A 23,499-nucleotide genomic window follows, 5' to 3' on the forward strand; every position below is an offset into this window, starting at 1 on the left:
TCAGCTATTGCTTAATCTATGAAGATTAAACCACTTCGCTTGCGACTTTGGCTTTAGCAACATTTTTGTTGATAAACCATTGTTGCAGAATCGTGATCGAGTTGTTCACAATCCAGTATAAAACCAAGCCAGAAGGGAAGAACAGCATAAATACTGTAAACATGATCGGCATGATTTTGAAGACTTTAGCTTGCATTGGATCAGTAGGTTGTGGGTTCAACATTTGTTGAACAAACATCGTTACACCCATGATCAACGGCAAAATAAACCAAGGATCCATCGCAGATAAATCTTGAATCCAAAGCATCCATGGTGCATGACGAAGCTCTACAGATTCCATCAATACCCAATACAATGCTAAGAAGATTGGCATTTGCAACAGCAATGGTAAACAACCTGCAAGTGGATTGACTTGCTCACGTTTGTAAAGCGCCATCATTTCTTGTGAGAAACGCATGCGGTCTTCACCAAACTCTTCTTTCATGCGTTGCATTTCAGGGGCAATCACACGCATTTTCGCCATAGAACGATAGCTCTTAGACGACAATGGCCAAAGAATAAGCTTAACCAATACAGTCAATAAGATAATTGACCAGCCCCAGTTACCTACAAGATTATGGAAGAACTGTAAGCCAGCAAATAATAATTTTGCAATTGGCCATAACCAACCATAGTCTACAGTTTGGTTTAAACCAACAGCCAAGTCTTTTAATTCAGATTGAATTTTTGGACCAGAGTAGAACGTTGCATCAATGCTCATTGCTTTTCCAGCTGGAACATTGATGGTTGGAGAAGTAAATCCGATGATATTCATACCATCTGCAGATTTACGAGATTCCAATTTTGCTGTGTATTCTTGACCGCCAAAATGACCAGGCATCCAAGCACTTACAAAATAATGCTGAACAATCGCAACCCATCCGCCTTTTGCTTCAGTGTTGAGTTTTTCATCGGTAAAATTTGCAAATTTTAGCTTGTTATAATGCTCATCAGGTGTACCCCAAGCGCCACCCAAATATGTTCCAAGTGTAAAAATCCCTTGAGAGGTTTTTCCTGGATCATCTGAGTTATCACGCTTAATTTGACCAAACATTTGTCCTTGCCAATTTTGCGCACTACGGTTGACAACCTGATAGCTCACATCGATTGGATATTGACCTTGTTTAAAGGTAAATGTTTTGATGATTTCAACGCCATCTGCTGTTTTAAATACCATTGGTACAGCTAAAACTTGCGATGTCTTGCCATCTTTGTCTTTGGCTGCTTTGGCATCTGCAATAGTATAAGCAGTTTTTTCAAACGCATAGTTTGGACGATCTGGCTTACTGTCCGGACCATTCAATCCAATTAACCCAGATTGCGCAACATAGGTACGTTTTGCATCACTTTCAAGCATAACAAAAGGCTGATCACTGTCTTTGCTCTTGTCATGATTCAGTAATTCAATACGAACAATATCACCACCTTTAGGACTAATCCAAAGATGATAAAGGTCAGTTTGTACTGAAATCAATTGTTGATTTGCTGTGGCTGGTGCAGCTGTATTCTGTTGTGCAGCAGCTATATTTGCTTGTGGAACATCGCTAGTGGCCGCAGTTGCTTGACCTTTTGGCAGATCGGCAGACACATCATGCGCTACAACAGCCTGCGGTGTCGCAGCCTTCGATGTATTGTCATGACCGTAGTCTTTTTGCCAAGCCAAAATGAGCAAATATGCGGTGACTAACATGGCCCCAAGGATTGCAAACCTGGCCCATTGTTGCATATCTATTACCCCAAGTGGTTAGAGTGATTTTGGTTCAATAAACGTTCACGCAAGGGTACAGGAACATGAAGCGTTTGAGAATCTATTTGCTGAAATGAAATAAAACGAATTGTTTTTTTTGGCACAGGATCATAACCATACCCACCCCAAGGATGACAACGACACACGCGTTTGGTCGCTAACCAGCTACCTTTTAATGCGCCGTGCGTATGGATCGCTTCTAACGAATATTGAGAACAAGTCGGAATATAACGACAACGAGGTCCAATGAGAGGACTAATCGCAATTTGATAGAAACGAATCAACCAATGCAATAAACGAATCATTGGTATCCTCTATTTTTGAGGGGAAGATTGAGCTATTTTATGGTGCTTTTTAACAATGCGCTGCAATTTCAACCAAGCAAATTGTAATTGCTGAAAAAGCTCAGCATTTGGAACTGCTTCTATACCAACTTTAGGCATCACCACAATATCCAATAAATCTATATTTTGCTGGTTTAAGCGAAAACTTTCACGCGTTAAACGTTTTATTCGATTTCTTTCATGCGCACGGCGCACTTTCTTCTTTGCAACAACAATACCCAAACGGCTTTTAGGCTGTTCGGTGACTTTTGCTAAGAATATAAAATGGGGTTGATGCACTTTAAAAAGCGCACCATCAAATACATCTTTGTAATCAGCAGCGCAGTGGATTCTCACCTCTGGACTGAAACTATAAAGAGACATAACACCCAAGTCGTCTATCAACTGTCTAAAAAATTAAACAGTTAAACTATGACGGCCTTTTGCACGACGGCGAGCTAATACTTGACGACCAGCCTTAGTAGCCATACGAGCACGGAAACCATGAACACGCTTGCGCTTTAATTCAGATGGTTGGAATGTACGTTTCATATCGAAACTCCAAAATTGATCTTTTCTAAAGGTTCGCGATTGTATTGTGCATTCTTTATTCTGTCAATAAATATACACATTTCTTTTATATAGGCGCTTTATTTTTACCCAGACAACAACTTTATATAGATTAAATTGAATAAATTATTAAAAATATATATTCACAGTATAACTTATTCTTTTATAATGCAAATAAGAGTTACACACAGATATATCCTCAAAGTTATCCATAGGCTGATTCACAATTTAAATTTAAAAATCGTGTTGTTTTGAATTTAAATTCATAACTTAAGCTTTATCCACAGAAATCCTGATCCTTATAAATAAATTCAAATTTAAAATTTATATTTATTATTATTAGGGAGCATTTTTTCTGTGGAAAACCGCTTTTTTAAGATAAATAATAATAACTTACCTTGTGAGTATCCATGTTTCTATTAATTTGATGGATTGTGGATAACTTTCTGTGATAATTTATCCACAGCTTGTGGAAAACCTTATCCACAACTGCTTTGAATTTGAATTTATTTACAGAAGGTTGCTTTTTTGAGCGAATTAGATTGAATTAACCATGACAGATGTGGATAACTTGGTTAGAATGGCGACCCCTTCACCTACAGGGTAGGGGTAAATAGTCTTTTTTGAATTTAAAATTGAATGAAGGGGTTTCACATGCTTTGGACGGACTGCTTAACTCGCTTGCGACAAGAGCTCTCTGATAATGTCTTTGCCATGTGGATTCGTCCTTTGGTTGCAGAAGAAGTCGAAGATACTTTAAAACTGTATGCACCCAATCCATATTGGACTCGCTACATTCAAGAACATCATTTAGAACTGATTTCTATTTTGGCAGAACAATTATCTGAAGGTCGTATTCGCAAAGTCGAAATTTTAGTCGACTCGCGTCCTGGTGCAATTCTTTCTGCTGCTGAACAGCCTGCTACCACAACGGCAGCGCTTGAAAGTTCTCCGATGCCTACACAGCATATCAAAGCCAAAAAAGACAAAGAATATGAAGTTGTTTCTGCAAAAAATGTGAAGAAACGACAACTTAACCCATTATTTAACTTTGCTTTATTTGTTGAAGGTCGTTCAAACCAAATGGCGGCTGAAACTTGCCGTAAAGTTTTAACACAACTCGGTGAATCTCAACATAATCCACTCTTTTTATACGGCCCTACAGGCTTAGGTAAAACGCATTTAATGCAAGCGGTTGGGAATGCATTATTACAGGCAAAGCCAAATGCGCGTGTGATGTATATGACTGCGGAAAGCTTTGTCCAAGACTTTGTCAGCTCTTTGCAAAAAGGCAAGGTTGAAGAATTTAAAAAGAATTGCCGTTCTTTAGATTTATTGTTGGTTGATGATATTCATTTGTTGGCAGGTAAAGAAGCCAGTCTTGTTGAATTTTTCTATACATTCAATGCTTTATTGGATGAATCTAAACAAATTATTTTGACCTCTGACCGTTATCCAAAAGAATTAACTGAATTGGATCCGCGTTTAGTCTCGCGTTTTTCATGGGGACTATCGGTTGGGGTTGAACCACCAGATATTGAAACACGTATCGAAATTTTGCTGAAAAAAGCCGAAAGCAGTGGCATCGATCTGCCTCGAAATTGCGCTTTATTTATTGCACAACAGGTTGTTGCCAATGTGCGAGAGCTTGAAGGCGCTTTAAACAAAGTTGTGGCAATCTCACGCTTTAAGGGGTCTGCAATTGATCTAGAAGTGGTGCGTGAATCATTGAAAGATGTTTTGGCGATTCGTGCCCGTACCATCAGTACTGAAAACATTCAACGCGTAGTGAGTGAATACTTCCGTATTCCATTGAAAGAATTGGTGGGACCAAAACGCACACGTATTTACGCACGACCACGTCAGTTGGCGATGGGGCTTGCGCGTGAGCTTACTGGAGACAGTTTCCCTGAAATTGGGATGGCATTCGGTGGTCGTGACCACAGTACGGTCATGCATGCCTGTGAAAAAGTGCAAAGTTTACGCGATGAAGATCCAATTTTTAATGAGGATTATAAAAACCTCATGCGCCTGTTACAAAGTTAAAATTTGTACAAATTATGCGCTTGCAATGCGGCATAAACTGCCGCATAGTACGTCATTAAAAAAAATTTATTACCCACATTTTTGTCATATTTAGTTAGAGGAATTCCACCGTGCGTTTGAAAATCGCGAAAGAGAGCTTACTTAATGTTTTGTCCCATGTGGTTGGAGCAGTTGAACGTCGCCATACTTTAAACATTCTTTCAAACGTGAAAATTCAAGCTACAAATCAAGCCCTTACGATTACAGGATCGGATTTGGAAGTGGAGCTTGTGGCAAGTACAACTCTAGCTGAAGGTGCATGTTTACAAGCAGGGGAAACCACAGTTCCTGCACGTAAGTTGGTCGATATTTGTAAATCTTTACCAGCAGCAGCTTTGATTGATTTGCAGATCACTGAAGATCAACGCTGTATTTTAAAATCTGGAAACAGCCGCTTTGTTTTAGGAACCTTGCCTGCTGAAGATTATCCATTGTTAACCAATGAAAATAGCCAAGGCACTCAAGTTCAAGTCACTGAGCGTGAATTAAAACGTTTATTTGAAAAAACTTCATTTGCCATGGCTGTGCAAGATGTACGTTTTTACCTGACAGGTACATTATTAGAAATTGATGAAAATCAATTACGCGCAGTCACTACCGATGGGCACCGTTTAGCATTGTGTGAAACATTGGCGTCTTCAACCGCTGCACAATTGGTTCAAGCCATTGTTCCACGTAAAGCAGTCGGTGAGTTACAACGTCTTTTAAGTATCGAAGATGAGCAACTGACCTTGTTAATTGGTCGTGAATTGTTAAATGTTACCATTCAAACCTCTAGCCGCGACAAAGAACAAGGCGATATTACGGTACGTTTCACAACAAAATTAATTGATGGGAAATTCCCTGATTATCGTCGTGTGATTCCACGTGGCGGTGACAAAGTTGTAAATATTCCACATGATGTATTTAAGCAATCCTTACAACGTGTTGCGATTTTAAGTAATGAAAAATTACGTGGTGTATTCTTAAACTTTAATGCTGATTCTTTGCAATTACGTGCCAATAACCCTGAGCAAGATGAAGCGATTGAAGATTTAGCTATTCAATATGCCAATGCGCCGATGGAAATGTCGTTTAATGCGCAATATATTTTAGATGTATTAAGCGTTTTAGATGGTGATGATGTCGCAATGACCATGTCTGAAGCGAATCAGTCGGTATTGGTACAAGATCCAACCCAATCTAATCAAACTTATGTTGTGATGCCGATGCGTGTTTAATTGATTTATTTTTAAATCATAGCCATGCATATTACGCGTTTAAATATACAACGTGTTCGAAACCTCAAGACGGTTGCTCTGCATGAGTTGCAACCGTTTAATGTTTTTTATGGACAAAATGGTTCAGGCAAAACTTCGATTTTAGAGGCCATTCATTTATTGGCAACAGGTCGATCTTTTCGAACACATATCCCTAAAAATTACATTCAAAATAATCAATCAGACGCCATTGTTTTTGCCCAATCTTTGACTGAAAAGATTGGTATGCAAAAGCTGCAAAGTGGTGAGCAGTTAATTAAAGTCAATGGTGATACTGTTGCAACCCAAGGGCAGCTTGCCAAAATCTTACCTTTGCAACTGATTGACCCATTAAGTACCGATATTATTGATCATGGGGCAAAACCACGTCGCCAATTGTTGGATTGGCTCATGTTTCACGTGGAACCAGATTTCTATCATGCGTGGCAATATTATTCACGCGCTTTAAAGCAAAGAAATAGCTTACTTAAAACCAAACGTAATCTAACTTTGCTCGATTTAGAGCCGTGGAACAAAATGCTCAGTGATTATGGTGAAATGTTGCATTCTCAACGGGTCGAGATTGTTGAGCAATGGAAGCTATATTTACAAGAAGATTTGGCGCAGTTGCTACCCGATTTAAAGATTGAAATGGAATATAGTGCAGGGTTCCATGTGGAACATGGTTTGGCCAATGACCTGATTCAATATCACCAAAAAGATGTTGATCGACGTTATACCGAGTATGGACCGCATCGTGCAGATATCCGATTAAAAACCCCATTAGGCGAAGCGGATGTGGTACTGTCTAGAGGGCAGAAAAAGTTATTGATAATGGCTTTAAAACTATCACAAATTGCCATGTTACATGCCTGTAATAAAGAAACTGTGGTATTATTAGATGATGTGACAGCAGAATTAGATTTAAGCGCACAACAACGTTTAATTGAGCGATTGAGCCAACTTGGTAGTCAAGTTTTTATTACCACACTAGACCATGAATCAGTAAAAAAACATTTACATGATTTGTCTATTTCCTACCAGTTATTCAATGTTGACCAAGGTCAGGTAAGTGTTGTTGCAACATGATTTTAGATTTTAGCCAATTTTGGAAAGACCTATTTTTCACTAGGGAGAAACCATGAGTTCAGAAGATCAAATAGCTTCTCAAACAGAACCAACCATTGAAAAGGCTTATGATTCCTCTAGTATCAAAGTATTACGTGGTCTAGATGCAGTTCGTAAACGCCCAGGTATGTATATTGGTGATACTGATGATGGTTCAGGCTTACACCATATGGTATTTGAGGTCGTCGATAACGCGATTGATGAAGCTTTAGCTGGTCATTGTGATGAAATTTTAGTGACTATTCATGAAGATGAGTCAGTCAGCGTTGCAGATAATGGGCGTGGTATTCCAACCGATATTCACCCGGAAGAAGGTGTCTCTGCTGCAGAAGTAATTCTTACTATTCTGCACGCAGGTGGTAAGTTTGATGATAATAGCTATAAAGTTTCAGGCGGTTTGCACGGCGTAGGTGTATCTGTAGTTAATGCACTTTCAAGCAAACTTGAACTTACGATTCATCGTGCTGGTCATATTCATCAACAAGAATATAAACATGGTGATCCGGTTTATCCGTTAAAAATTGTGGGTGATGTCGAAACCACAGGGACCATTGTTCGTTTCTGGCCAAGTACTGAAACGTTTAGCCAAACGATTTTTAATGTCGATATTTTGGCACGTCGCTTACGTGAACTTTCATTCTTGAATGCGGGTGTTCGTATTGTCCTACGTGATGAACGTGTTGCCTTAGAACATGTATTCGATTACGAAGGTGGTTTATCTGAGTTTGTAAAATATATTAACCAAGGTAAAACCCATCTCAATGAAATCTTCCATTTCACCACTCAAGCTGAAAATGGCATAGGTGTTGAAGTTGCTTTGCAATGGAATGATACCTATCAAGAGAATGTTCGTTGCTTTACCAACAATATTCCACAAAAAGATGGTGGAACGCATTTAGCTGGTTTCCGTGCAGCGTTGACACGTGGCTTAAACAGCTACATGGAAAATGAAAACTTACTCAAAAAAGAGAAAGTTGCAGTTACTGGTGATGATGCGCGTGAAGGCTTAACAGCAATTGTTTCAGTTAAAGTACCTGATCCTAAATTCTCATCTCAAACCAAAGAAAAATTGGTGTCGAGTGAAGTTAAACCTGCTGTCGAGCAGGCAATGAACAAAGCCTTTTCTGAGTATTTATTAGAAAATCCTCAGGCTGCAAAGTCTATTGCAGGCAAGATTATTGATGCTGCACGTGCGCGTGATGCTGCGCGTAAAGCACGTGAAATGACACGTCGTAAGAGTGCGCTTGATATTGCTGGTCTTCCAGGTAAATTGGCAGACTGTCAGGAAAAAGATCCAGCACTTTCAGAATTATACTTGGTCGAGGGTGACTCTGCGGGCGGTTCTGCAAAACAAGGCCGTAACCGTAAAATGCAAGCCATTCTTCCGCTCAAAGGTAAAATCCTGAATGTGGAGCGTGCACGTTTCGATAAGATGATTTCATCACAGGAAGTGGGTACGCTAATTACTGCATTAGGATGTGGTATTGGCCGTGAAGAATATAACCCAGACAAGTTGCGTTATCATAAAATCATTATCATGACCGATGCTGACGTGGATGGTTCACACATTCGTACCCTGCTTTTGACTTTCTTCTTCCGTCAAATGCCAGAACTTGTGGAACGTGGTTATATTTATATTGCGCAACCACCACTGTATAAACTGAAAAAAGGTAAGCAAGAGCAGTACATTAAAGACAATGATGCTTTAGAGACTTATTTGATTTCAAATGCGATTGATGAACTTGAATTACGTGTCAATGCTGAAGCGCCTGCAATTCGTGGCGTAGCATTAGAGAAAGTAATTGCTGATTATCAAACCTCTCAAAAGAGTTTGCAGCGTTTAACTGTACGTTATCCTGCGACTTTGCTGGATGGTTTATTGAGTCTTGAGCATTTTAAACTTGATCAAAATCATGACCAAGATTATGTACAACAATGGGGTGAGAAACTTCGTGCTGCGATTGAAACAACGCAACCAAGTTTACGTCCAGTGTTGGGCTTGGAACCCTTTGATAAAGAAACTGCTGACGGGCTTAAAACGACGATCTATTTCCCGCGTATAACGATTTATGTGCACAATTTACCGCATAGCTATTTATTAGATGCGGGTTTATTGGCATCGGGCGAATATAAGCGTTTATTGCAGAACTCGAAGAGCTGGTTCACCTTGTTAGAAGAAGGTGCTTATCTGCAAAAAGGCGAACGTAAAATCAACGTTTCGACTTTCCATCAAGTTTGGCAACACATTCTGACAGATTCACGTCGTGGCATGATGATCCAACGCTATAAAGGTTTGGGTGAGATGAATGCTGAACAGCTTTGGGAAACTACAATGGATCCTGAAAACCGTAATATGCTGCAAGTGACCATTGATGATGCGATTGAAGCCGATCGTATGTTTGCATGTTTAATGGGCGATGATGTAGAACCGCGTCGTGCGTTCATTGAAGAAAATGCATTAAATGCAGATATTGATGCTTAATTAAACTCATTTTAATCAAAAAAAGGGAATAAACCGAGGTTTATTCCCTTTTTTATATCCGCTATTTTAATTTTGATAGTGCGACTGCTTCTATTTAAAAATTTAAAGCAAAAAAACCAGCTTATCAAAGCTGGTTTTTTTGTAGACTTTAGCTTATTTCAGCTAAAGTATTATTCACCACCTAGCGTACATTCAAAGTTGGCTTTATCTACTGAACAACGTGCTTTTTTCAACACAGACATCATACCTGCATCATAAATACCTTGTTTAGTCAGTTCTAAACGGCCATCACGCATTAATTTTTGATATTTCAGCTTATCTTCAGCGGTTAAATTCATTTTGTATTTTGCTGGAATAGTCGCTTCTAAGCGATTAATCATAGCAAAGCTTTTTGGCAAGTTTTTCACAAAATAATCACGAGATTTTTGACCAAAACCTGCAGGGAACTTTTCAGGACGGATGACAAAGTCAGCAGTTACTTGTAATACAGGGAAGTTAAACATTGCCCCATTTGCGCCTAAACCTTTTTGAATTTCAAGCGGTTTGTAGGCATAAGCTGGTGCACCGACCATATCAACTTGACCATTGTTGAATTTTGCAACAAAGTTGGTGATATCTGAAGGAACTGCTTGTGCACCAACACGTTGTACTAGAATTTTTTGAGCGCTGTCATAGCTTAACACAGCAAACTTTTTCCCAGCGGCTTTTTCAATCGAGTTGATATTTTTATCACGTACAAAAATAAATGCTGAACCAAGTGGTGCAATACCAGCAACTTCGTATTTTTTACCACCCAAGGTTGTGGTCATTTTTGCAGCATTACGCGCATCTAAGGCAAAAGTAATGGCTTTTTGTGCAATCGCATTACTTGGCACACCACCAATAGAGTCGATTGAACCCACAAATTTATTGTATTGACGCGCACGCATTGCAGTCATAAATACGCCATCGCATTTGCCTGCTTTAAAGTCGTTATCTGCAACAGCCTCATCTTGTTTTGGAATGAGATTGATATCAGCGCCCCAGCTTTTTGCTGATAATGCCCATTCTTGTGCCATTTGAAATGATTCACCTGACTTACCTAATAAGTCAAATACGCAGACATCTGTCGCAGCTTGAGATGCTGAACTAAATCCAACGATTGAAGTTGCAGCAATAGCGAATGCAATTTTTTTCATATTTTCGTCCTTATCTATTTATCCATCTTTAGGAACTTTTCCATAAGCGCAATATTAATCAGCTTTGTTTGAAAAAAATAGAGCATTTACTCCATTTATTATTTTTTTTTTGACAATTATTGTGAATTAGCGACTTAACTCTCATTTCATCGACAATCTTTTTATAAGTAAATCAGTTTTTTAAGTCTGAGTTATGCTTTTTCATTACAAATTGTTCGAAATTCATGATCTATGTAATTTTAAATAATTTTGCTGAAATCAAAAAAAATTAGATGAATGTTCATTATAAAAAGCGACGAACGGTTAAATTTTGCACTTGAATTTTGTTCTATTATTAACCAAAATAATGTTGATAAGTATGTGGGTAACTTTGCAATTAAGCCTAAATTCGATCAACACTGACTGATTTAATCACGTATAAAACTTCAAAATTATTAAAAAATGCTCTCAAAGAATGAGTCAGAAGAACTGTTTTAAAATTTTAACTTATCCACAAGCAATTGATAAAAAATATTTTTAAGTTCAAATGAATTGTCTTTTTTAAAGCCTTTTTTGCTATTATTTAGGTGTGCTAATATGTTCCACGGTGGAAATTGTCTATTATAAATAAAAGTTATGATTTTATTTTGTCGATTCAAAGATGCTTTTAGGCTTGGACGCGGCTGTTGGATGTGGTTTGGAGGTTGAATAAAATAAGCTTATGATTTTTATTGGATTATTGTGATAAAAAGCCTTCTTTTTGATCTGGGGAAATCTAAAGTAATGAGAAACAACACCTGAGTGTGTTTGCATAGCGTGGCTATGTATTGAATTACTGATGATTTATGAGAAGAGGTATAGAGCTTTAAATTTTGTTAAGGTGATGAAGTTGCGGTTAAAATTTTAAACAAAATTATTTTTATAATTTAACTTATTGAATTTTAATTATATTTTATTAAAAAGCTAGAAGAGGCATTTGCCTATTTCTAGCTAATTTGAGGGGCTTACTGTCTTTAAAAGCACTTTTTAATTAAAAGCGCCTTTTAATCGAAAGAGCTTTCTAATGTTTCTAGTTCCATCATCAGTTCAAGCATTTTTTCTTCAGTTTGTTCTAATTTTACTTTTAACTCTGTCTGTTCATTCATGAGTTTGAGTAAATCATCTTTACGGTTTGCCTCATAAAGGGTTGAGTCTGCAAGTAATGCTTCAATTTCTGCAAGTCTAGGTTGAATTTTTCCAATTTGGCTTTCAATTTTCTCGATATTTTTACGAATAGGACGGCTCAGTTCACGCTGACGAGCAGCTTCTTTACGTTGTGCTTCTTTATCGAGTTTTGAAATACTTGGCTTTTCAACCACCTGAGATTGAACAGGTGCACTAGGCTGTTGTCCATTCTTGATCATATCGATACGTGCTTGACGTAACCACGTTGCATAATCTTGTAAATCCCCGTCAAATTCCTTGCTTTGACCTGCATGAACCAAAATAAGTTCATCACAGACTGAAGCGATCAGCTGACGTTCATGGGAAACTAAAACCACAGCACCTTCAAAATCCTGTAAAGCCATCGTAAGTGCATGGCGCATATCTAAATCTAAATGGTTAGTCGGTTCGTCGAGAATTAAAACATTTGGACGCAGCCAGACGATTAAAGCCAAAGCCAAACGCGCACGTTCACCGCCAGAGAAGCTTTCGCTTGGGGTGTCCATACGTTCACCACTAAAACCAAAACTTCCTAAAAAGGAGCGTAATGCTGCTTCACTGATCTTTGGGTCAGCAATGCGAGAAAGTTGTAACATCGGGCTGGCATTGCCATCTAAAGCATCCATTTGGTGCTGGGCAAAATAACCAATGTTGAGTAACTCAGAATCTTTACGTAAACCTTGAATCAGCGGTAAATCACCGACTAAAGATTTAATTAGGGTCGATTTACCTGCACCATTCATTCCCAGTAAACCGATACGACTGCTTGGTGTAATCTGTAAATTTACATTGGTGACAATTAATTTATCGCCATAGCCAATATCTGCATGTTCGAGTGTGAGCAGCGGTGAACTCATTTTGCTTGGTTCACGGAAACTAAAGGTAAATGGATTATCGACATGTGCAGGGGCAAGTTCTTGCATACGTTCAAGTTGTTTAATACGGCTTTGCGCTTGTCGTGCTTTAGTCGCTTTGGCTTTAAAACGGTCAATAAATTTTTGTAAGTGTGCTTTAGCTTCTTGTTGCTTTTCAAACGCTTGTTGTTGTTGTGCTAATCGCTCAGCACGTGTGGTTTCAAAAGTAGAGTAGTTGCCGGTATATAAAGTCAGTACTTGATTTTCGATATGTAAAATATGATCTGTGATTGCATCTAAGAAATCGCGGTCATGTGAAATTAAAATGAGCGTGCCTTCATATGCCTTGAGCCAATCTTCTAACCATAAAATTGCATCTAAGTCTAAATGGTTGGTCGGTTCATCGAGTAATAGTAAGTCTGAGCGACTCATCAGGGTCCGAGCAAGATTTAAACGCATCCGCCACCCACCAGAGAAACTTGAAACCAAGAGTTCTGATTGATGCTCAAAAAAACCTAAACCAGCCATCAGTTGAGATGCTTTAGATGCAGCTGTATAGCCATGGATTTCTTCAAAACGGCTATATAAATGCGCTAACTCATCATTACTCAAATCTTCAGAATGATTTAGTTTGTCTTGGATGAGCCAATATTCTTCATCACCAGATAACACAAAATCAATAGCTTTCATATCTAAAGCTTTGATTTCCTGAGCCATATGGGCAACGGTCCATATATTTGGACGGGTTAAGCTACCGCTGTCTGACTCCATTCCACCCAAAAGTGCTGAGAACAATGTGGATTTACCCGCACCATTTACACCTGTTAAACCAATTTTCCAACCAGGATGAAGTTGCATAGACGCTTTTTGGAATAAAATGCGTCCACCACGGCGAATTGAAAGTTGGTCTAACTGAATCATAGGAAACTGACTATTGAATATCGGATGCGGTATAGTAAAGGATAAATGGTAGAGTTCAAAAAATGTATTTGATAAAAGAAGTGACAAAATGTCTTTTCTTGAGTGAAAAGCACAATAAATTGGGTAAATAAGATCAATTCAAAAAAACAAGCAATGCTTTATTGTGAGTGCTTCAATAAAAAATGCGTATATCTCCAAAACCAGCAGCAATCATTAGAATATTTTAATTTTAAAACCACTCAATAAAAAACCGCTCAATGAAATCAGCTCAGCCGCTTATTTTTATCAGAATTTTGTCCTAAATTTTTTATCTCATCTAAAAGTTGGTTAAAAAACTAACACAAAATATCCAGTTTATGTAGAATTAATCACGGTATCACCTAAAAATGTGTAGTTAAAGTAAAAGACTCGGATTGCTTTTACATCTACAAGGATAAATCTATTTATAAAAATATGGACGTTAGATGATGAATAAAATAGGATATTTACCGATTGTTTTTTCAGTTTTTTTTTCACCTCTGCTACAGGCAAAACAAAATGTGTGTGTGTTTGATTTACTGGGTAAAGCAGGTGAATCTTATAAACTCATGGAAGAATGGGCTTTAGCTGCCAAAGCATGGGGCGCTGATATTAATTTAACCGTGTATCAGTCAGAAGAAGCTGTGGATAAAAATTTTAAAACCAATAAATGTGATGCCGCGGCAATGACCACGATGCGTTCACGTGAATACAATAAATTTGGTGGATCTATTGATGCTTTGGGAGGAATTCCCAACAATGAAATTGCCAGAAGAGCGATCAACTATGCCTTGGATAAACGCAATGCAAAAAGATTGGTTTCTGAAAAAAATGGGGTCAAATATGAATTGGCAATGATTACCCCGATTGGTATTGCTTATATCTTTGTTAAAGATCGCGCAATGAATACTTTAGAAAAGGGCAAAGGTAAAAAGTTTGCCTATCTGCATTATGATCTTGCACAAAAGGTTGCTGTTGAACGTGTAGGTGCAATCGGGGTTCCTTCTGATATTTTTAATTTTGTGAAAAAATTTAATGATGGTGAGGTGGATGCGATTGCTTCACCAGCCTATGCCTATAAACCATTGGAAATTTATAAAGGTTTAGGTAGCAATGGTGCAATGTTTACTTATCCCGTAGTGAATGTGACTGCCGATTTAATTATTAAACCTGAGCAGTTTCCAGAAGGTTTTGGTATTAAGTCACGTGAGTGGGCTGTGAAGCAGTTACCAAGTTCATTTAAGAAAATAGAAAAAATGGAAGCTGAAATTCCAGCAAAATATAAATTAAATGTATCTAAGGATGATGCACTCCGTTATCAGAAATTATTGCGAGAAGGGCGGATTGAGTTAACAAAAAGAGGGGTGTACGATCCTGTGATGATGTCGGTACTGAAAAAAGCACGCTGTACGGTAGATCGCACCAACTTTGAATGTTCACTTGCAGGTGAATAAACTTATTCAATAAAAAAGCCATCAATGTTGATGGCTTTTCTGGTTTTATTGGCTTAGACGGGATTAATCGGTAAAGGTCACTTTTGCAATGGCTTTTTTACTTGCCTGAATAACCAAAGTAACATTTTCTTTCACAGTGAAGTTTGCATCCACAACTTCCCAATCTACTTTTACGGCTCCACGTGAAACAGCATCTTTAGATTGTGCTGAATTCTTGGTTAAGCCTGCGGCACGTAAAATAGACACAATTGAGATTTCTCCATTGTATTCACCACGAGAAATAGTCACTTCAGGCGTACCTTCAGGTAGCTCGCCTTCTGTGATTAAGTTACCCGCACCTTTATGTGCATGTTCAGCAGCTTCAGCGCCATGGAAGCGTTCAACCAACTCAAGTGCAAGAATTTTCTTAATGTCTTGCGGATTACGACCTTCAGCCATTTCTTTGAGAAGAATGTCAATTTCGTCCATAGATTTAAAGCTGAGTAATTCAAAATAGCGCTCAATCAAGCTGTCAGGCATAGACAATACTTTTTGGTACATTGCGCCAGGGGCATCAAATACACCAATATAGTTGCCTAAAGACTTCGACATTTTATTAACGCCATCCAATCCTTCTAGGATCGGTACGGTAATACATACTTGAGCTTCTTGATCATAACGACCTTGAAGAGTACGCCCCATGAGTAAGTTAAAGGTCTGGTCTGTACCACCAAGCTCAACATCGGCTTCAAGCGCGATAGAGTCGTAACCTTGAACCAAAGGATATAAAAACTCATGAATAGCAATCGGTTGATGGCTATTATAGCGTTTAGTAAAGTCATCACGTTCTAGCATACGCGCAACAGTTTGCTGCGAAGCCAATTGAATCAAATCAGCAGCGGTTTTTGTTGCAAACCACTCAGAGTTAAAACGAACTTTGGTTTTATTTGGATCAAGAATTTTAAACACTTGTTCTTGATATGTTTTGGCATTTTCTAAAACTTGTTCACGCGATAGCGGTGGACGAGTCGCACTCTTACCTGTTGGGTCACCAATCATGGCGGTATAATCACCAATCAAGAATGTGACATCATGACCAAGATCTTGAAACGCTTTTAATTTGTTAATTAAAACAGTATGACCCAAATGTAAATCTGGGGCAGTTGGATCAAATCCTGCTTTAATTTTTAAAGGACGATTTTCTTTTAGTTTCTTCAGAAGATCTTCTTCAGAAATAATTTCGTGAGTGCCTCGGCGAATGAGGGCAAGTTGTTCTTCAGCCGGCAGGAAATTTGACATTACAAAAACCCAAATACTTCAGTTAGACTATTTGTGCGATATACTAACATTTTTTCAGCATAATGCAGGCGAAGAATATCTCATGACAACAATCTATATTGGCGTAATGACTGGAACCAGCATGGATGGCGTCGATTTTGTTGCTGCTTCATTTGATCCTTTACATATCCATGCCACGCTTACAGTCGCTTTTGATCCTCATTTACGTGATGAATTGATGGCATTGACCTTACCTGATGATAATGAAATCGATCGAATGGGTAAGGCGGATGTCGCTCTTGCAACCATGATTGGCAATGGTATTAACCAACTTATACAAGAAAATAATTTAGATAAAAGCCAAATTAAAGCGATTGGTTGTCATGGACAAACTATTCGGCATCGCCCAGAACATGGGTTTACTTTACAAATTGGTGATCCAAATATTATTACGGAAATTACTCAAATTCCTGTGATTTCAGATTTTCGTCGTCGTGATATGGCGGCAGGTGGGCAGGGTGCTCCTCTAGTTCCAGCGTTTCATCAAGCTTTATTCCAACATTCAACCATTCATCGAGTGATTCTCAATTTAGGGGGGATTGCCAATGTCAGCATGCTGCCTGCTGGTGATGAGCAGAATGTTTATGGTTTTGATACAGGCCCTGCCAATATTCTTATGGATGCGTGGTGTCATCGTTATACTGGGCAACCTTATGACGAAAATGGCAATTGGGCAGCTTATGGTCAACCGATACGTTCATTGTTAGATCGCCTTCAAGCAAATGAATACTTCTCTAAAGAACCTCCAAAAAGTACAGGGCGTGAAGACTTTAACTTGGAATGGTTAGATGAGCAGATTTTAGATTGGCGTAATGATTTAGAATATGATGAATTAGAAGATACCCCTGAAAATATTCAGGCAACGTTGATGAAACTCACGACACGTGCCATCAAGAAAGCCATTTATCGTTCGCCTCTAGATACGGGTGAGGTCTATGTTTGCGGTGGAGGTGCTTATAACTCACATCTACTTGAACAACTCCGTTGGCGTCTACGTAAGCACAATTGGTCTGTACAATCGACTTCTGCATTGGGCTTAGCACCGACATGGGTAGAGGCAACCGCATTTGCGTGGCTCGCCATGCGTTTTGACCAACAGTTAAGTGGCAACCTACCTGCTGTTACGGGGGCAAAAGGCTATCGTATCTTAGGCACGATTACGGCAGTTTAAAAATAAAATGATTGCTAAGGTGAGTGATACACCTTAGTAATCAATATTTACACAAGAACAAGTGCGGTATAGCAGTGTGAGATATTTTGTAGAACAATGATCGACCTGTTTAGCGCTGAGATTGTCCTTTACTGCTGTTAAAAAATAGCGCATAAGCTTCCACTATCAATAAAAATTAAAACTGAGATCACAATGAACTTAGCGATACAGAAACAGCGCATAGAATCATTTCAAAGAGAGGGTTTTAGCTTTGATGTGATAGATTCGGGTCCTTTGGATGGGCAGCCTTTTGTCTTGTTACATGGTTTTCCTGAAACCAATAAAAGCTGGCAAGAAACTGCAGAGATCCTGAATCAAAACGGTTATCGTACTTTTGCTGTCAATCAACGTGGTTATAGTTTAGGTGCACAACCGCAAAACCGCCGTGATTATAGAAGTTCTGCTTTGGTTGAAGATGTAAATGCTTTAATCGATATGATTCAACAACAGGTTTATTTAGTTGGGCATGATTGGGGGGCAGTGGTTGCTTGGGATGTTGCTCAACGCTATCCTGAAAAAATAAAACATTTGATTACGATTTCTGTACCGCATAAAGCGGCATTTATGCGTTCGATGTTCAGCAGTAATCAATTGTTAAAATCTTACTATATTGGTTTATTCCAGTTACCTAAAATTCCAGAATTATTATTTGAGAAATTACCGAAGTTGGGTCTAGGTTTATTAAAAGATTCAGGAATGACCGCAAAACAACTCGAAGATTTCCAACAAGACATCGTGGTGGAAAAGCGTCTAAGTTCTGCATTAAATTGGTATCGGGGACTTCCATTTAGTTCAAATAAAAATTTAACCCAACCAGTTTGTGTGCCGACATTATTTATTTGGGGCAAACATGACTCGGCGATCGGTTCTAAAAGCGTTGCCTTAAATCATCATTATGTAAAAGCAGCTTATAAAGAAATTGTGATGGATGCGACGCATTGGATTCCAGTGCAGAATGCAAAACAATTGAGCCAACATATTTTAGAAACGATTTAAGCTTGATGTCTCAACCATAAAAATGCCCTCATAAGAAGAGGGCATGATTTGATTCAAAATATGCTTTGAATTAAATGGAGAATGATGAACCACAACCACAAGTTGTTGTTGCATTCGGGTTTTCTACAATAAAACGTGAGCCTTCTAAGCCTTCAATATAGTCAACTTTAGAACCGACGAGATATTGATAACTCAACGAGTCAACCAACATTTTTACATCACCATTTATAAATTCAGCATCATCTTCATTCATACTTTCGGCAAAGTTAAATCCATAAGAAAATCCTGAACAGCCGCCACCCGTTACATAGACACGTAACATCAGATCTTGATTACCTTCGCTATCACGAAGTTGGCGAACTTTATTTGCAGCATTGTCAGTCAGCTCAAGTGCTTGGGCGGTCATGATATTGTTCCTCAGATTTCAAATGGCTTAAATGAAAAGACCATATATTCAGTATAACATACTCAATATATGGTCAGTGAGTGAACTTTAAAGTAAATTCAGACTAAATTTATCGGATTTAATCTAGAATTATTTGTAGTTCTCATCTTGTAGCGCACATTCAAAGTTTTTCGGATCGTTTTTACAACGGAATTGCCAAAGGATTTTCATCATTTGTTTGTTATAAACGCCTTGTTTGGTCAAGCTGATACGCGATTCACGCATGAGTTTTTGATAACCAGGCTTATCACCATCTGGAACTTGCATCCAGTATTTCGCCGGAATATCTGCTTTCATTTTTCCAATGATAGTGTTTGCACGAGGCAATTGCGTTTTAATCCAATCACGAGATTTTTGACCATAGCCAGCAGGGAATTTATCTGGACGAATGATGATATTACCTGTGACTTGTAGCAGTGGGTAATTCACAATAGCGCCTTTGGTTCCTAAACCCTTATGCAGCTCTAAAGGTTTAAATACCGCTGCAGGTGCACCAATAATATCAACCTGACCATTATTGAATTTACTGCCAAAATTTGTAACATCCGCGGCAACTGCTTGAGCACCAATTTGTTGAACCATAATTTTTTGTGCTTGGTCATAGTCGAGTACCGCAATTTTTTTACCTGCTGCTTTTGCTACGGTATTGATATTGCGGTCATTGACCATCAGGAAAGCATCACCTACTGGAATAACACCAACAACTTCATATTTTCCGCTGGTCATGTATTTTGCAAAGTTTGGATTTGCTAAGCCTTGCATGACTTTTACCGCGAGATTGAGATCTGGAATCGCACCAATTGCATCTAAAGAACCGGTGAAACTATTAAATTGGCGGCCACGCATACCTGTGATACTGACAGCATCACATTTACCCGCTTTAAAATCTTCTGCAATAACAGATTCATTTGAATTCACTTTTAATTCCAGATCCGCACCCCAGTTTTTCGCTGCAAGTTGATAATCTTTCATTAAGGTAAACACATCACCATTTTTGCCTACTAAATCAAATACACACATGACTTGTTTTGCTTGAGTGGCAGATGTTGCAAGCAAAAGACCCGCAGCAGCAATGAGAGCATTAGACCATTTCATTATTTTTTTCCTTTCCATGATCAATATTATTCATGTTCAATTGAATCGAAGAGCTTCGACCAATAGAACTTTGTGACATCAAAAATGTATCTAGTTTAGAAAATCGTTTATTGCTAAACCCAACATGATCTATTCTGAACAATCGATTTTCCAAATCAATTGTTCGAGTTCAATGATGAATTGATGTTATTGAAATCATTACTTGAAATGAGTCGGTTCGCAATGACCCAAATGACAAAATTTCCTCAGCAAAGAAGAAATGTCAGAAGCTATTAATTACTGAGGAAAATCATTACTTTTGCTTTTATAAATGAATAAATTGTTTGCTAAAAAGACAAAAGAATCTGGGTTAGCCCCAGATTCTTGAAGATTAATCTTGGTTTTGATCTCTGTTTTTACGCTCATCACGTCTTTTATCACGTTGCTGTTGTTGATTTTGACGATCACGCTGTTGCCACTGTTTTTGATCAGGTCTATTGTCCCAGCGATGGTCACGATTTGATTTATTGTTCCAATCTTTTCTATGTTGTTCCCATTGCTGCTTTTTCATTTGATCACGTTTGGCTTGTTCATATTGCCAGCGTTGTTTATCCCAGTTCTTTTGGCGCCGTTCTTGTTCAATGCGCATTTGTTGTAAACGATAAGCTCGCTCGCGTTCCCAACGTTGGCGATCATTGTTTCGGTCATATCTTGGATCATAGCGTTGTCCATAGCCATAATCTCGATATACGGGTTGCCCATAGCCGCGAGAGTCATAACCATCTTCAGGAAATGCAACACAACCAACAGCAATAATAGATGTTATGAATGAAACAATTAATGCTTTTATAGCCATAAGTTGTCTCCATTTAACAAGCAAAATAGCAAAAAAAAATTCAGATATAGCAAAATAGTCAATGACAAGTCATTTAACTCAGATTAGCGTATTTAAAAATTATATTTGTATATCGATGATGAGACTTGTATAAGATTATAGTCAGTCGATGCCTGATCATGTAGACAATATGAAGAATTTGAACATTTAAGGAAGAAGCGTAATGGTTGCTTTTCAACGTAGTATTCATGATTTAGTCGAAAAAGGGCAGGGTTCGGCAGGTAGGGCTTTAGATCGTTTGCCTACATTCGCTCAAGAGTCATTAACCAAGTTATTGGGTTACCCGTACCAGTTTCCTCAATTGGATAGTTTCACCAAATGTTTGATGGCAGCTCAACTTAAACAGGGCAAAGTGGGTTTTATTGGCGCAGATGTAGAGCGCTCTAGAAAGCAATTTGAATCACAAATGCAATCTATTATAAACAAACCGACCCATATCCAATTTGTTGAAGATATTCGTCTTCCGTTACAAAGTGGCAGCGTCTATGCACGCCATTACCATCCTGCACCAAATAAAAAATTGCCAATGATTGTATTTTATCATGGCGGTGGTTTTGTGGTGGGTAGTGTAGACACCCATGATGAAGTGTGTCGCTTAATTGCTGCTCATGCAAAAGTTCAGGTTTTAAGTATTGAATATCCACTCGCACCTGAAGTTGGCCCACGTGACCTAATTCAGTCTTGTGAAGATGCTTTGGCTTGGGTGTATCAAAATCGCCGTCAATTTAAAATTCTCAAAAACCGGATTGCGGTTGCAGGAGATAGTGCGGGCGGAAATATTAGCGCTGTTGTTGCACAACGCACAGTCAATACAGTGTTTGCGCCTCAAGCCCAGTTCTTGATTTATCCTGCCGTTGATTTTAAGAGTCGACATCCATCTTTCTTTGCTTATAAAGATGGCTTGGTGTTGACAGGCTCAGATATTGATTATGTGACCGACTATTATGCGACACGTTTTAATATGGCATTGGATGATCCAATCATTTCACCGACCAATGGCCAGCTAAAGAAACTTGCCCCTGCATTTGTAGTAACGGCTGGACATGATCTTTTGCACGATGAAGGTAAAATTTATGCTTATAAGTTACGTCAAAATGGGGTAAAGGTTCATTATCAGGATTATGAAGATCAAACCCACGGATTTATTAACTTAACCCCTGTTTCACGTAAAGCTAAAAAATACGTTATAGAGATGAGTAAAGAGTTCCGTAAATTCTGGGATAAGCAATAACACAATATCATCTTGTACAAATCACTTTTGTTTCACGTGGAACAAAAGTGATTGATTAAAAAATAATCAAATAAGAATAATTGTTCTATAAAGGCTAAGCACACGGATTTATCCATACAGTTCTTTTGTTGATAAAGCATCATCAACATATTCAACAACCAGTAAGGCTTATGACAGCTATATAGATATAGTCGTGAATACTGTTGAGTATTGGTAAACGTGTTTAAATGTCATTTTTCAACAGAATAAAAGCAGACTACTATGAGAGGCTTATTAATTTAAAATGTTTAAGGAAAAGAGAATGATCAAAAAAATAGGCATCGGTCTTGCTTTAGTGGTTTTGGTGAATCAAGCGTTCGCCAATACAGATATGCAAATTAAAACCAATTTAGGCAACATCAATATAGAGCTTTATGATGATCAAGCACCGATATCAGTAAAAAATTTTAAGAGCTATGTAAATAGTCAATTTTACAACGGCACCATTTTCCATCGTGTTATCCCTGGTTTTATGATTCAAGGCGGTGGTTTTGATAGCAACATGAAAGAGAAGGCTACTCAACCAGCGATCCAGAATGAATCTAGCAATGGCTTAAAGAACGTTCGTGGGACTTTGGCTATGGCACGGACTAATGCGCCAAACTCTGCAACCAGTCAATTCTTTATTAATGTTGCAAATAACGACTTTTTAAATAAGTCTGCTGGAAACCCTGGGTACGCCGTATTTGGTAAGGTGACACAAGGACTGGATATCGTCGATAAAATCGTACAGACACCAACACAAACAGTGGGTATGCACCAAGATGTACCTAAACAAGCTGTAAAAATCATCAGTATTCAAACAATAAAAACAAATGTGAAAAAATAGTTAAAAAATAAAGCAGAAATATTTTGTTCATATTTCTGCTTTAATATTAAAAGCTTACGCGACAAAAAGCCTAAAAATGAACCAAAACAGTGCATAAAAATACAACACTCAATAAAACAATCAGTTAAAAGCACTTGCGTGTGTAAGAAATTGCCCTATAATGAGCTCATCCCGACGCGATACAGCAAACGAACTTAGCTTAGAGGGTTAAGTTGTTAAATGTTTATTGCGTCTTATTTATCAC

19 protein-coding genes are annotated in these 23,499 nt (G+C 38.3%); 9 read left to right on the forward strand and 10 right to left on the reverse strand.

Translation table 11 applies throughout. The features are described from left to right. Window positions 1-25: 25 nt before the first annotated feature. Genes yidC through rpmH form a run of 4 tightly spaced genes read right to left on the reverse strand, consistent with a single transcriptional unit; the run spans window position 26 to window position 2,661 of the window. The gene (yidC, locus tag AC07WY_RS21155; protein ID WP_004718941.1) at window positions 26-1,765 is read right to left on the reverse strand and encodes a membrane protein insertase YidC; all 1,740 of its coding nucleotides are present in this window, start codon (window positions 1,763-1,765) and stop codon (window positions 26-28) included. Between the two features lie 5 nt (window positions 1,766-1,770). Continuing rightward, a complete protein-coding gene (gene yidD / locus AC07WY_RS21160) occupies window positions 1,771-2,091 on the reverse strand; it encodes a membrane protein insertion efficiency factor YidD (protein WP_004718939.1) in 321 nt (106 codons plus the stop codon). A 9-nt stretch (window positions 2,092-2,100) separates the two neighbouring features. Beyond that, a complete protein-coding gene (gene rnpA, locus AC07WY_RS21165) occupies window positions 2,101-2,493 on the reverse strand; it encodes a ribonuclease P protein component (RefSeq protein WP_004718937.1) in 393 nt (130 codons plus the stop codon). Window positions 2,494-2,526: 33 nt separating this feature from the next. Next, window positions 2,527-2,661, reverse strand: coding sequence for a 50S ribosomal protein L34 (gene rpmH, locus AC07WY_RS21170; RefSeq protein WP_000831329.1), 135 nt, complete (start codon window positions 2,659-2,661; stop codon window positions 2,527-2,529). 672 nt (window positions 2,662-3,333) lie between these two features. Between rpmH and dnaA the strand changes: the two genes are divergently transcribed. The 4 genes from dnaA (at window position 3,334) to gyrB (ending at window position 9,612) form a co-directional block, all read left to right on the forward strand. Further along, the gene (gene dnaA / locus AC07WY_RS21175) at window positions 3,334-4,725 is read left to right on the forward strand and encodes a chromosomal replication initiator protein DnaA (RefSeq protein ID WP_096732407.1); all 1,392 of its coding nucleotides are present in this window, start codon (window positions 3,334-3,336) and stop codon (window positions 4,723-4,725) included. A 110-nt stretch (window positions 4,726-4,835) separates the two neighbouring features. Further along, window positions 4,836-5,984 (forward strand): DNA polymerase III subunit beta, encoded by a 1,149-nt coding sequence (gene dnaN, locus AC07WY_RS21180; protein WP_004718933.1) that lies wholly within the window; start codon window positions 4,836-4,838, stop codon window positions 5,982-5,984. A 24-nt stretch (window positions 5,985-6,008) separates the two neighbouring features. After that, window positions 6,009-7,091, forward strand: coding sequence for a DNA replication/repair protein RecF (gene recF, locus AC07WY_RS21185; RefSeq protein ID WP_004718931.1), 1,083 nt, complete (start codon window positions 6,009-6,011; stop codon window positions 7,089-7,091). A gap of 52 nt (window positions 7,092-7,143) precedes the next feature. Then, entirely contained in the window at window positions 7,144-9,612 is a 2,469-nt protein-coding gene (gene gyrB, locus AC07WY_RS21190) for a DNA topoisomerase (ATP-hydrolyzing) subunit B (protein WP_494737052.1), read from the forward strand. Between the two features lie 170 nt (window positions 9,613-9,782). Here gyrB and AC07WY_RS21195 read toward each other — a convergent pair whose 3' ends face one another. Both AC07WY_RS21195 and AC07WY_RS21200 read right to left on the reverse strand, forming a co-directional pair. Next, window positions 9,783-10,790: a putative solute-binding protein gene (locus tag AC07WY_RS21195; protein WP_004718925.1), complete on the reverse strand. Its 1,008-nt coding sequence runs from the start codon at window positions 10,788-10,790 to the stop codon at window positions 9,783-9,785. Window positions 10,791-11,812: 1,022 nt separating this feature from the next. Then, window positions 11,813-13,747 carry an ATP-binding cassette domain-containing protein gene (locus AC07WY_RS21200; RefSeq protein ID WP_262084738.1) on the reverse strand — a complete coding sequence of 645 codons (1,935 nt, stop codon included), beginning with the start codon at window positions 13,745-13,747 and terminating at the stop codon, window positions 11,813-11,815. 467 nt (window positions 13,748-14,214) lie between these two features. On the opposite strand from AC07WY_RS21200, the gene AC07WY_RS21205 reads away from it, so the two are divergent. Then, window positions 14,215-15,219, forward strand: a complete 1,005-nt coding sequence (locus AC07WY_RS21205) for a putative solute-binding protein (RefSeq protein WP_004718922.1) — start codon at window positions 14,215-14,217, stop codon at window positions 15,217-15,219. A gap of 63 nt (window positions 15,220-15,282) precedes the next feature. Here AC07WY_RS21205 and tyrS read toward each other — a convergent pair whose 3' ends face one another. Next, window positions 15,283-16,497 carry a tyrosine--tRNA ligase gene (gene tyrS / locus AC07WY_RS21210; RefSeq protein WP_166782880.1) on the reverse strand — a complete coding sequence of 405 codons (1,215 nt, stop codon included), beginning with the start codon at window positions 16,495-16,497 and terminating at the stop codon, window positions 15,283-15,285. A gap of 82 nt (window positions 16,498-16,579) precedes the next feature. Here tyrS and AC07WY_RS21215 point away from each other — a divergent pair, with 82 nt between their 5' ends. Together AC07WY_RS21215 and AC07WY_RS21220 are read left to right on the forward strand one after the other, a co-directional pair. Then, window positions 16,580-17,707 (forward strand): anhydro-N-acetylmuramic acid kinase, encoded by a 1,128-nt coding sequence (locus AC07WY_RS21215; RefSeq protein WP_035370790.1) that lies wholly within the window; start codon window positions 16,580-16,582, stop codon window positions 17,705-17,707. Window positions 17,708-17,899: 192 nt separating this feature from the next. Then, a complete protein-coding gene (locus AC07WY_RS21220; RefSeq protein ID WP_004818192.1) occupies window positions 17,900-18,742 on the forward strand; it encodes an alpha/beta fold hydrolase in 843 nt (280 codons plus the stop codon). A gap of 70 nt (window positions 18,743-18,812) precedes the next feature. Here AC07WY_RS21220 and erpA read toward each other — a convergent pair whose 3' ends face one another. The 3 genes from erpA to AC07WY_RS21235 form a co-directional block, all read right to left on the reverse strand. After that, a complete protein-coding gene (erpA, locus tag AC07WY_RS21225) occupies window positions 18,813-19,148 on the reverse strand; it encodes an iron-sulfur cluster insertion protein ErpA (protein ID WP_004718915.1) in 336 nt (111 codons plus the stop codon). A gap of 129 nt (window positions 19,149-19,277) precedes the next feature. Next, the gene (locus tag AC07WY_RS21230; RefSeq protein WP_004818193.1) at window positions 19,278-20,282 is read right to left on the reverse strand and encodes a putative solute-binding protein; all 1,005 of its coding nucleotides are present in this window, start codon (window positions 20,280-20,282) and stop codon (window positions 19,278-19,280) included. A gap of 370 nt (window positions 20,283-20,652) precedes the next feature. Further along, the gene (locus tag AC07WY_RS21235; RefSeq protein WP_004818195.1) at window positions 20,653-21,117 is read right to left on the reverse strand and encodes a hypothetical protein; all 465 of its coding nucleotides are present in this window, start codon (window positions 21,115-21,117) and stop codon (window positions 20,653-20,655) included. 202 nt (window positions 21,118-21,319) lie between these two features. Between AC07WY_RS21235 and AC07WY_RS21240 the strand changes: the two genes are divergently transcribed. Then, window positions 21,320-22,387 (forward strand): alpha/beta hydrolase, encoded by a 1,068-nt coding sequence (locus AC07WY_RS21240; RefSeq protein WP_004718910.1) that lies wholly within the window; start codon window positions 21,320-21,322, stop codon window positions 22,385-22,387. Window positions 22,388-22,688: 301 nt separating this feature from the next. Next, complete coding sequence (locus AC07WY_RS21245; RefSeq protein ID WP_004718908.1) at window positions 22,689-23,255, forward strand: peptidylprolyl isomerase; 567 nt, start codon at window positions 22,689-22,691, stop codon at window positions 23,253-23,255. Window positions 23,256-23,499: the final 244 nt, after the last annotated feature.

It is taken from the genome of Acinetobacter sp. GW821-FHT01C12, assembly GCF_059422625.1.

Excerpts from the sequence above, each read along its gene's own strand:
- recF (WP_004718931.1), top strand. The coding sequence starts at position 6,009 with ATGCATATTACGCGTTTAAATATACAACGTGTTCGAAACCTCAAGACG.
- yidC (WP_004718941.1), bottom strand. The coding sequence starts at position 1,765 with ATGCAACAATGGGCCAGGTTTGCAATCCTTGGGGCCATGTTAGTCACC.
- AC07WY_RS21205 (WP_004718922.1), top strand. The coding sequence starts at position 14,215 with ATGAATAAAATAGGATATTTACCGATTGTTTTTTCAGTTTTTTTTTCA.
- rnpA (WP_004718937.1), bottom strand. The coding sequence starts at position 2,493 with ATGTCTCTTTATAGTTTCAGTCCAGAGGTGAGAATCCACTGCGCTGCT.
- gyrB (WP_494737052.1), top strand. The coding sequence starts at position 7,144 with ATGAGTTCAGAAGATCAAATAGCTTCTCAAACAGAACCAACCATTGAA.
- tyrS (WP_166782880.1), bottom strand. The coding sequence starts at position 16,497 with ATGTCAAATTTCCTGCCGGCTGAAGAACAACTTGCCCTCATTCGCCGA.
- yidD (WP_004718939.1), bottom strand. The coding sequence starts at position 2,091 with ATGATTCGTTTATTGCATTGGTTGATTCGTTTCTATCAAATTGCGATT.
- AC07WY_RS21240 (WP_004718910.1), top strand. The coding sequence starts at position 21,320 with ATGGTTGCTTTTCAACGTAGTATTCATGATTTAGTCGAAAAAGGGCAG.
- erpA (WP_004718915.1), bottom strand. The coding sequence starts at position 19,148 with ATGACCGCCCAAGCACTTGAGCTGACTGACAATGCTGCAAATAAAGTT.
- AC07WY_RS21245 (WP_004718908.1), top strand. The coding sequence starts at position 22,689 with ATGATCAAAAAAATAGGCATCGGTCTTGCTTTAGTGGTTTTGGTGAAT.
- AC07WY_RS21195 (WP_004718925.1), bottom strand. The coding sequence starts at position 10,790 with ATGAAAAAAATTGCATTCGCTATTGCTGCAACTTCAATCGTTGGATTT.
- AC07WY_RS21230 (WP_004818193.1), bottom strand. The coding sequence starts at position 20,282 with ATGAAATGGTCTAATGCTCTCATTGCTGCTGCGGGTCTTTTGCTTGCA.
- AC07WY_RS21220 (WP_004818192.1), top strand. The coding sequence starts at position 17,900 with ATGAACTTAGCGATACAGAAACAGCGCATAGAATCATTTCAAAGAGAG.
- rpmH (WP_000831329.1), bottom strand. The coding sequence starts at position 2,661 with ATGAAACGTACATTCCAACCATCTGAATTAAAGCGCAAGCGTGTTCAT.
- dnaA (WP_096732407.1), top strand. The coding sequence starts at position 3,334 with ATGCTTTGGACGGACTGCTTAACTCGCTTGCGACAAGAGCTCTCTGAT.
- AC07WY_RS21215 (WP_035370790.1), top strand. The coding sequence starts at position 16,580 with ATGACAACAATCTATATTGGCGTAATGACTGGAACCAGCATGGATGGC.
- AC07WY_RS21235 (WP_004818195.1), bottom strand. The coding sequence starts at position 21,117 with ATGGCTATAAAAGCATTAATTGTTTCATTCATAACATCTATTATTGCT.
- AC07WY_RS21200 (WP_262084738.1), bottom strand. The coding sequence starts at position 13,747 with ATGATTCAGTTAGACCAACTTTCAATTCGCCGTGGTGGACGCATTTTA.